The following is a 9,166-nucleotide window of genomic DNA, read 5'->3' on the forward strand; positions in this document are numbered from 1 at the left end:
GCCGATGCCCGCGCGTAGCCGAGGTCGATGATGGTGTCGATGCCGGCCTGCAGCAGCCGGCTGACCGTCTCCTCGCGGCGCTGCTGCTGGGTCCTGGCCATGTCAGGCGGGGACGCCCGCGGCGGCCCGGCGGCGACGGGACTCCCGCTCCCCCGCCCGCAGGTACCGGCCGGACTTGACCGACTGCCCATAGCCTGGGCGGAACTCTCCGCTGCCGAACACCACGGTGCCGCCCACTGCGGTGGCGACCACCGCGTCGTCGTTGCGGTTGACCATCCGGCGCAGACCGCCGTAGAAGGGCACGGCCGCCTCGTGGTAGGCGTCCACCGAATCGTCGAGGTGATCGGGGTCGATGACGACGAAGTCCGCCCGGTCTCCGACCCGCAGGGTGCCGGCATCGAGGCCGAACCACTCGGCCACCTCGCCGGTCAAGCGATGAACCGCACGTTCGGTGGCGAGGAACGGCGCCCCGGCCCGCTGCGCGTCGCGGGTGCGCTTGAGCAACCGCAACGCAAAGTTGTAGAACGCCATGTTGCGCAGGTGGGCCCCGGCGTCGGAGAAGCCCATGTGCACGCTGGGATCGGCGGCAAGCCTGTCGAGTTGTTTGGGCCGGTGGTTGGCGACGGTCGTCGTCCAGCGCACATTGCGCTCACCGTTTTCGACGAGCACGTCGAGGAATGCGTCGAGCGGGTGCAGGCCGCGCTCGTCGGCGATCGCACCGAAGCTCTTCCCGATCAACGACTCGTCCGGGCATTCCACGATCACCGCGTCGTGGAAGTCGCGATGCCACAACGAGGGTCCCAGCTTCTTGCGGTCGAACTGGCGACGGAACCGGCGACGGTAGGCCCGATCGGCCATCAGCTCGTTTCGTTCGAGTTGGTCGCGCAGATGCAGTGCCGCTGTACCGGCGCCGAACTCTTCGAACACCGGAAGATCGATGCCATCGGAATACAGCACGAATGGCACCGGCAGATGCTGGAAACGCACGCTGGAAGCCAGCATCTTGTTGAGCAGGCGCGTTCCCGGCCCGAAGACGTGCACCGCCGCCGGCATCGACTTGGCGTCCGCGGACACCAGCATGGACATTCGGACACCCTTGCCGCGGTTGAAGATCCGGCTGCTGGCAAGGAAGAACAGGAACGGCGAAACCGCGCTCTTGACGTTGGGGGCGCTCTGCAGGATCCGGCCGCGTCTGCGCAACACCTCGATCAGTCTGCGCCGCTCCCGCCAGGTCGCGAAGGTCGACGGCAGGGCCCGTGAGCGGAAGCGGTCGCCGTCGAGCTTGTCGATCGGCGCGTCCATTCCCGACATGCCCAGCATCCCGGCGTCGAGCGCCTGATCGAGCAGCCTCGCCATCGCCTCGAGTTCGGCGTCGGTGGGCCGCACGGTGTCGTCGGTGGCGCGTTCCAGGCCGAGCACGGCGGTGCGCAGGTCGGAATGCCCGAGCAGCGAGCTGACATTCGGCCCCAGCGGCAGTGCGTCGAGTTTCTCGATGTACTCCCCGGGGGTCATCCACGTCTTGTTGTGTTCCAGCGCGCTGAAGACGAAGTGACGCGGCACGGCTTCGACGCGGCTGAACAGGTCGGCGGCATCCTCGGGGGTCGCGTAGACCGTCGACAGCGAGCAGTTGCCCAGCAACAGGGTGGTGACCCCGTGCCGCACCGACTCCCTCAGGCCCGGGTCGAGCAGGATCTCGGCGTCGTAGTGGGTGTGCACGTCGATGAAACCGGGCGTGACCCATTTGCCCGCCGCGTCGATCACTTCGGGGCAGCCCGCCTCGTCCAATGGCCCGGCCGATACGGTTGCCACCACGCCGTCGCGAATACCCAGTGTGCGTTTGCGCGCGGGCGCCCCCGTGCCGTCGAACCACAGTCCGTCTCGGATGATCACATCGAACGTCACAGTTCCTCCAGGTTCATGAGCTACCACGGAACGTAACATAGATAGCGATCGCTCACAATCTAATCCGGGCAGTTCGTACCGTTCCGACACGCCGCCCCGTCACCCGCCGGGCCGCGACCCCCCGGTACTCGGCGGCGCCTGCGTTTCCGGCGTTTCCGACGTTTCCGGCGTTATCGGCGTTGCGGGGGCCGGCACGGCGATCTGCGTCGGGTCGGGAATTTCCACCGCATCCGGCAGGTCGCTGTCGCGGGTCGCCGCCGCGGGGATCCGGATGATGCCCCCGCCCTGATCGCATTCGTCGGTCTTCACCGCCACCATCATCTCGCCGGCCAGCTCGAACTCCGACTGCGGACGAAGCCACAGCTCTTCCTGCGCGGTTTGGACTCGACGCACCCCGCCGTAGGCGACGCACGGCAGTTGTGTTGTCTGCGGGCGGGATTGCCACCTGCCTTGGCTGAACTCCAGGATCAGCGGTCGCAGCCCGGGTGATATCACCTGCGTGTGGTCGGGGCCGCCGAGCAGCACCGCGGCCGCCAGGCAACGTGTTGCGGTGCACGCGGACCGGATGCCCCACCAGGTGATCACGTCCGGCGGCTCGGGGGTGGGTGCCTCGTTGAAAGTCTCCTGCGACCGTTGCATCTCGATGCGGTACAAGCCGTCGAGCGGATAGGGCGCCATCCGGCCCGCGACGGTTGGTGTGGTGGGCGTCGCGCCGGGGGCGCTCGTCGTGGGCTTCGCCGAATCGCGAGCCCGGCTACTCGACTCCGGCATCTCACGTCCGATGGTCAGACCCGCAACGAACAGAGCGGCCAGCAGCAGCGCCGCAGCGGCCCCGACGACACTCGGGCGCAGCCTGGTCCGTGGGCGCCCGCCACCGGGCCACCGGATGATGCCCTTGCGGCCGGCGCCCTCGGGCTCGGGCACACCGGCGGGCTGCTGCGCGGTCGGCGCCCGCAACGTCCAGTCGTAGGCCGGGTAGTCGACAGCGTAGGCGGGATCGACCGACGCGCCCGACGCCCCGTCGGCTTGCGGGCCGCCCCCGCCCCCCCCATCCCCGCCGGCTCCGCTGGCGTGCTCGGCGAGCGCGGCAGCGAATTCCCCGCAGCTGTCGAATCGGGCCTCCGGGTTCCCGGCAAGCGCCCGGGCCAGAACTTCGTCCAAGCCGGCCAGGTCCGGACGCAATTCGCCCACGCGCAGCCGCCCCGATGCCGCGTCACCGGCCAGCGGCGCACCGGTGAACAGATGAATCGCGGTGGCTGCCAGCGCGTATTGGTCGGCGCGACCGTCGACGGCAGCGCCCTGCAATTCCTCGGGCGCGGTATAGCCCGATTCACCGGGCGGGCGCGCCAGTCCGAAGTCGGTCAGCAGCAGTCGCGGTCCCCCATCGCCGGACGTGGCTTGCACGATGTTGGCAGGACGGACATCGCGATGCACCAATTTGTGTTCATGGGCGAAATCAAGTCCTGCCGCCGCGGCGCTGATAATGGCCAGAACCTCGTCGGCCGGCAGCACTGCCGGGAATCGACTGGCCATGAGTTCGGCGGTGTCACGGCCCTCGACGTGCTCGGTCGCCTGCCATAGGTGTCCGTCGGACTCACCGCGGTCGGTCACCTGCGCGATGTTGGGGTGATCGAGGGCGATGACGGCCGGCCTCTCCCGAAAGAAGCGCTCGCGAAAGTCGTCGTCGGAGCACAGCGAGGCCGGCAGTACCCGAAGGAGGACCTGCGAGCCCGGCCGGTCCGGCCGTCGGGCCAGGTAGACATCCCCCGTCGCGGCCGAACGCAGCATCCCCACGATGGTGTAACCGGCAAAATCGGCACCGTCGGTCAAGACCATTCCGCGATACTAGTCATCGCGGTGGCGCTTGGCACCCGCGGCACTCCTGACATGGCCTGGACCGGGGAAACCATCCGGGTTGCTCAGCCGGGCCGGAACACCCGGCCCCGCAGAATCACCAGATCGGGCCGACTCAACACCGCCGGGCCGGTACGCGGATCCTCGGAGTAGCACAGCAGGTCCGCCGATTCCCCGTGCTCCAGCCCGGGCCGGCCCAACCACTGCCGGGCGTCCCAGCACGCCGCCCCCAGGGCGTCGTCGGCACTCATGCCGATCTGGGTGAGGGCGTGCACCTCGTCGGCGATCCGGCCGTGTTCGACGGTGCCGCCGGCATCGCTGCCCGCGTAGAGCGGCACACCGGCCTCGCGGGCCGCGGCGATCCGCCCGCGGCCCCGGGTATAGAGGTCGCGCATGTGCGCGGCGTAGGTCGGGTAGCGCACCGCGGCGTCGGCGATGCCCGGAAAGTTCTCCAGGTTGATCAGGGTGGGCACCAGCGCGGTGCCGTGTGCACGCATCAGGGCAATGGTGTCGTCGGTGAGTCCGGTGCCGTGCTCGATACAGTCGATGCCGGCGGTGATCAGTCCGGGCAGCGCGTCCTCGCTGAAGACATGCGCTGTGACGCGGGCGCCGTTGGCGTGCGCGGCATCGATCGCGGCCTTGAGCGCGTCGTCGGACCACAGCGGGGTGAGGTCGCCGACCGTGCGGTCGATCCAGTCGCCCACCAGCTTGACCCAGCCGTCGCCGCGGCGGGCCTGTTCGGCAACGGCGGCTGGCAACTGTTCGTCGTCGTCGAGCTCGACGGCGAAGCCGGCGATGTAGCGCTTGGGCTTGGCCAGGTGCCGTCCTGCTCGGATGATGCGGGGCAGGTCGTCGCGATCATCCAGGCTGCGGGTGTCGGTGGCGGCACCGGCGTCGCGGAGCAGCAGGACTCCGGCGTCGCGTTCGGTTTCGGCCTGGGTGATGGCTTCGGTGAGTTCGATGGCGCCCCGGCTGCCGAGGCCGACGTGGCAGTGGGCGTCGACCAGGCCCGGCAGGATCCAGCCGCCGTCGAAAACGGTGTCGGCGTCGGCAACCGGTTCGGTGCTGATACGGCCGTCGACGATCCACAGGTCCGTCTGCGTGTCGCCGGGAAGGCCGCGGCCCCGGATGTGCAGGCGCACGGCGCGGCTACTTTCGTCCGGGGTTGCCCGGGAACTTCAGCTTCGACAGGTCGAAGTCGGCCAGCCCGGGCGGCAGCTCGTCGAGACCTTCGGGCATCTGCGACAGGTCGGGGAACCCCGGCGGCATGCCCGGCATCCCCGGCATCCCCGGCCCGAACGGGCTGCGCACCTTCGGCGGGGTCGGTCCGCGCCTGCCCTTCTTGCCCTTCTTCCCCTTGGCCGCCTTGGATTTTCGCGTCGCGGACCTACGGCCCACCCCGGGCATGCCCATGCCGCCGAGCATCGACGACATCATCTTGCGAGCTTCGAAGAACCGGTCGACCAACTGGTTGACCTCCGAGACGGCCACACCCGAGCCGTTGGCGATGCGCAGCCGCCGCGAGGCGTTGATGATCTTCGGGTCGGCACGCTCCTGCGGGGTCATCCCGCGGATGATGGCCTGCACCCGGTCGAGGCTCTTGTCGTCGACCTCGGCCATCGCCTCTTTCATCTGGGCTCCGCCGGGCAACAGGCCGAGCAGGTTGCTGATCGGACCCATCTTGCGCACCGCGAGCATCTGTTCGAGGAAGTCTTCCAGCGTCAGCTCGCCGGTGCCGATCTTCGCGGCAGCCTCTTCGGCCTGCTGGGCGTCGAAGACCTGTTCGGCCTGTTCGATCAGGCTCAGCAGGTCGCCCATGCCGAGAATCCGGCTGGCCATCCGGTCGGGGTGGAAGACGTCGAAATCCTCGAATTTCTCGCCGGTGGACGCGAAAAGAATCGGGACACCCGTCGCTTCGCGGACCGACAGCGCGGCGCCGCCGCGGGCGTCGCCGTCGAGTTTGGTCAGCACCACCCCGGTGAACCCGACGCCGTCGCCGAACGCCTGGGCGGTGGCGACGGCGTCCTGGCCGATCATCGCGTCGAGGACGAACAACACCTCGTCGGGGTCGACGGCCGCACGGATGGCTGCGGCCTGGGCCATCAGCTCCTCGTCGATACCGAGACGTCCGGCGGTGTCGACGATGACGAAGTCGAAGTGTTTGGCCTTGGCCTCGGCGATACCCGCGGCCGCGACCGCCACCGGGTCGCCGGGGCCGGATTCGGGTGAGGCGCCGGGGTGCGGGGCGAACACCGGCACACCGGCGCGCTGACCGACGACTTGGAGTTGGTTGACCGCGGCGGGGCGTTGCAGGTCGCAGGCCACCAGCAGCGGGGTGTGCCCTTGGTTTTTGAGCCGGTAGGCGAGCTTGCCGGCCAGCGTGGTCTTGCCAGATCCCTGCAGGCCGGCGAGCATGATCACCGTCGGCGGGTTCTTGGCGTATGCCAGCTCGCGGGTCTGACCGCCGAGAATGCCGATCAGTTCCTCGTTGACGATCTTGACGACTTGCTGCGCCGGGTTGAGGGCGCCGGACACCTCGGCGCCGCGGGCGCGTTCCTTGATCCGGTGGACAAACGCCCGGACCACGGGCAGTGATACGTCGGCTTCGAGCAGTGCGAGCCGGATTTCGCGGGTGGTGGCCTCGATATCGGCGTCGGTGAGGCGGCCCTTGCCGCGTAGGCCCGCCAGGACGCCGGTCAGCCGATCGGACAGCGATTCAAACACGCCCGCCACCCTACTAGCTTCGTGGTGATCGCAAGCGCGGCGAAGCCGGGCGCAGCGGGTCACCACCATCAGACCCCGGATCGCAAGCGCGGCGAAGCCGGGCGCAGCGGGTCAGCAAGGCGGCTATCCGGGGCAATCCGGGCCTTCATGTCGCTGCCGGGGCGAAATGCGTTCCCGTGCTAGGTTTCACAGCCACGTAGGAACCGATCCGACAGTCACCGGCGCCGCGTGTTGCGGCCGAACTTGTATTGGGGGAATGTGTTGCCGGATCAGGTAAACACGTTCCCGGCTGTCAACGGCATACCGCTTCGCGGCTGGCAGCGGCGCGCTCTGGTCAAGTACCTCGGCAGCCAGCCGCGTGACTTCCTGGCGGTTGCCACACCCGGATCGGGCAAGACGGCCTTCGCACTGAGGATCGCCGTCGAGCTCCTGGGTCAGCGGACTGTCGAGCAGGTCACCGTGGTGGTGCCGACCGATCATCTCAAGAGTCAGTGGGCGCTGGCCGCGGCCCGCGCGGGTGTGTCTCTGGACCCGAAGTTCTCCAACTCCAATCCGCGGACCTCACCGGAGTTTCACGGGATCGTCGTCACCTACGCCCAGGTCGCCGCGCATCCTGCCCTGCACCGGGTGCGCACCGAGGGGCGCCGGACCCTGGTCGTCTTCGACGAGATCCACCACGGCGGGGATGCGAAAACCTGGGGTGAGGCCATCGCCGAGGCCTTCGGCGACGCCACCCGCCGGCTCGCGCTGACGGGCACCCCGTTTCGCAGCGACGACTCCCCGATCCCGTATGTGGACTATCAACCCGACGCCGACGGGGTTCTGCGCTCGCGGGCCGATCACGCTTACGGCTACGGCGAGGCCCTTGCTGACGGTGTGGTGCGCCCGGTGGTGTTCATGGCCTATTCGGGTCAGGCACGCTGGCGCGACAGCGCCGGCGAGGAGCACCAGGCCCGCCTCGGCGAACCGTTGTCGGCCGAGCAAACCGCGCGTGCCTGGCGTACCGCACTGGACCCGGCCGGCGAGTGGATGTCGGCGGTGATCGCCGCCGCCGATCACCGGCTGGGCCAACTACGCGAGCACGTGCCGGATGCGGGCGCCATGATCATCGCCTCCGACAAGACCTCCGCACGCGCCTACGCCGCGCTGCTGCACCGGTTGACCGGCGAGCCACCGGCTGTCGTGCTCTCCGACGACCCGGGATCCTCGGCGCGGATTAGCGACTTCGCCGCGGGCACCAGTAGGTGGCTGGTTGCGGTGCGGATGGTCTCCGAGGGTGTCGACATCCCGCGGCTCTCGGTCGGAATCTACGCCACCAGCGCGGCCACGCCGCTGTTCTTCGCCCAGGCCATCGGCCGGTTCGTGCGTTCGCGCCGGGCAGGGGAAACGGCGAGCATTTTCCTGCCGTCGGTGCCCAACCTGCTGCAACTAGCCAGTGAGCTCGAGGCCCAGCGCGACCACGTGCTCGGCAGCCCGCACCGGGAATCGCTGGACGACCCGCTGCTCGACGACGAGGCGACCCGGACACAAACCGAGCCAGGGGACCCCGACAAGGGTTTCACTTCCATGGGTGCCGACGCCGAGCTGGATCAGGTCATTTTCGACGGCTCCTCGTTCGGCACCGCCACCCCTGCCGGGAGCCAGGAGGAGGCCGACTACCTGGGTATACCCGGGCTGCTCGACGCCGAGCAGATGCGCGCCCTGCTGCGCCGACGCCAGGACGAACAGGTGCAGAAGCGCACAGCCACGCAAGGCCCCGGCTCGCCGGCGATCACCACCCACGGCCAGATTCGCCAGTTGCGCCGCGAACTCAACACGCTGGTCTCGATCGCCCACCACCGCACCGGCAGACCGCACGGCTGGATCCACAACGAGCTGCGTCGCCGTTGCGGTGGGCCGCCGATCGCCGCGGCAACCAGTGAGCAGCTCAAAGCCCGCATCGACGCGGTGCGGCAGTTCAACACCGAGTGAGCTAGACGGGCAGCAGCCGGGAGGTAGCCGACCATCATCGGAGGGCAGGGGAGTCGTAGGAATCGACGCGAATCAAGCTGCGGTGAACACGGGAAATGGGCACTGTTGCGTCGCAGTTCAACCATGCCAGACCCGGGAGTGTTTCTTATGTCGTTCGTTGTCGCTACGACCGATGTGTTGGGTGCTGCGGCGGGGCAGGTGGTGGGTATTGGTGCGGTGCTGGAGGAGGTCAATGCTGCTGCGGTGTCGGTGACGACGTCGTTGCAGGCGGCCGCTGGTTGGTGACGGCGCTGACTGGACGGCGAGCAGTTCCAATGGACATCCCGGGGGCTGGTTGTACGGCAAGGGCGGACAGGGCGGCACCGGCCATACCGCCAACGGCGGCAGGGGTGGCAACGGCGGCAACGGCACACCAGCGCCGTAGATCCCCACCCGGTTGACTCTGCGCCGGTGGCGCAAAAGTGCGCTCAGACTCAAGTGGTCGCTGCAACACCTGACGAGTTCGGAGGTGTTGTTCGATGGGGTTTCGGGTGCGGGGTCCACACAGGTTGCCGGAGTCGGTGCGTGAGCGGTTCTGGGAGGCGGTGAATTCGGGTCTGTCGCCGACGGCGGCGGCGACGGTGGCCGGGGTGCATGGCGCTACGGGCCGGGCGTGGGCCAAGGCGGCGGGGTATCAAACCAATCCCAAGCACTACGGCATGCGGTACTCGCAGGC

General features: G+C 68.8%; 6 protein-coding genes and 2 pseudogenes. 3 read left to right on the plus strand and 5 right to left on the minus strand.

Features of this window, described 5'->3' with window-relative positions:
* From ACK5M9_RS12790 to ffh, 5 genes and pseudogenes are all read right to left on the minus strand, one after another.
* Positions 1 to 101: pseudogene (locus ACK5M9_RS12790) on the minus strand (TetR/AcrR family transcriptional regulator); the annotation flags it as partial.
* A gap of 1 nt (position 102) precedes the next feature.
* Entirely contained in the window at positions 103 to 1,941 is a 1,839-nt protein-coding gene (locus ACK5M9_RS12795) for an N-acyl-D-amino-acid deacylase family protein (protein ID WP_416893545.1), read from the minus strand.
* Positions 1,942 to 2,001: 60 nt separating this feature from the next.
* The gene (locus ACK5M9_RS12800; RefSeq protein WP_416893546.1) at positions 2,002 to 3,738 is read right to left on the minus strand and encodes a serine/threonine-protein kinase; all 1,737 of its coding nucleotides are present in this window, start codon (positions 3,736 to 3,738) and stop codon (positions 2,002 to 2,004) included.
* Positions 3,739 to 3,821: 83 nt separating this feature from the next.
* Positions 3,822 to 4,898 (minus strand): amidohydrolase family protein, encoded by a 1,077-nt coding sequence (locus tag ACK5M9_RS12805; RefSeq protein ID WP_416893547.1) that lies wholly within the window; start codon positions 4,896 to 4,898, stop codon positions 3,822 to 3,824.
* A gap of 7 nt (positions 4,899 to 4,905) precedes the next feature.
* Positions 4,906 to 6,480 (minus strand): signal recognition particle protein, encoded by a 1,575-nt coding sequence (gene ffh / locus ACK5M9_RS12810; RefSeq protein WP_416893548.1) that lies wholly within the window; start codon positions 6,478 to 6,480, stop codon positions 4,906 to 4,908.
* A 258-nt stretch (positions 6,481 to 6,738) separates the two neighbouring features.
* On the opposite strand from ffh, the gene ACK5M9_RS12815 reads away from it, so the two are divergent.
* The 3 genes and pseudogenes from ACK5M9_RS12815 to ACK5M9_RS12825 form a co-directional block, all read left to right on the plus strand.
* Positions 6,739 to 8,451, plus strand: coding sequence for a DEAD/DEAH box helicase (locus tag ACK5M9_RS12815; RefSeq protein ID WP_416893549.1), 1,713 nt, complete (start codon positions 6,739 to 6,741; stop codon positions 8,449 to 8,451).
* A gap of 147 nt (positions 8,452 to 8,598) precedes the next feature.
* Positions 8,599 to 8,736, plus strand: coding sequence for a PE domain-containing protein (locus ACK5M9_RS12820; protein WP_416893550.1), 138 nt, complete (start codon positions 8,599 to 8,601; stop codon positions 8,734 to 8,736).
* 233 nt (positions 8,737 to 8,969) lie between these two features.
* Positions 8,970 to 9,166: pseudogene (locus ACK5M9_RS12825) on the plus strand (IS30 family transposase); the annotation flags it as partial.

Origin of the sequence: Mycobacterium sp. (genome assembly GCF_047975165.1) — a bacterium.
Taxonomy (GTDB): Bacteria; Actinomycetota; Actinomycetes; order Mycobacteriales; family Mycobacteriaceae; genus Mycobacterium.

What these genes read in the sequence shown, in the direction of transcription:
- ACK5M9_RS12820 (WP_416893550.1), top strand. Translation starts at nt 8,599, where the DNA reads ATGTCGTTCGTTGTCGCTACGACCGATGTGTTGGGTGCTGCGGCGGGG.
- ACK5M9_RS12795 (WP_416893545.1), bottom strand. Translation starts at nt 1,941, where the DNA reads ATGTTACGTTCCGTGGTAGCTCATGAACCTGGAGGAACTGTGACGTTC.
- ACK5M9_RS12800 (WP_416893546.1), bottom strand. Translation starts at nt 3,738, where the DNA reads ATGGTCTTGACCGACGGTGCCGATTTTGCCGGTTACACCATCGTGGGG.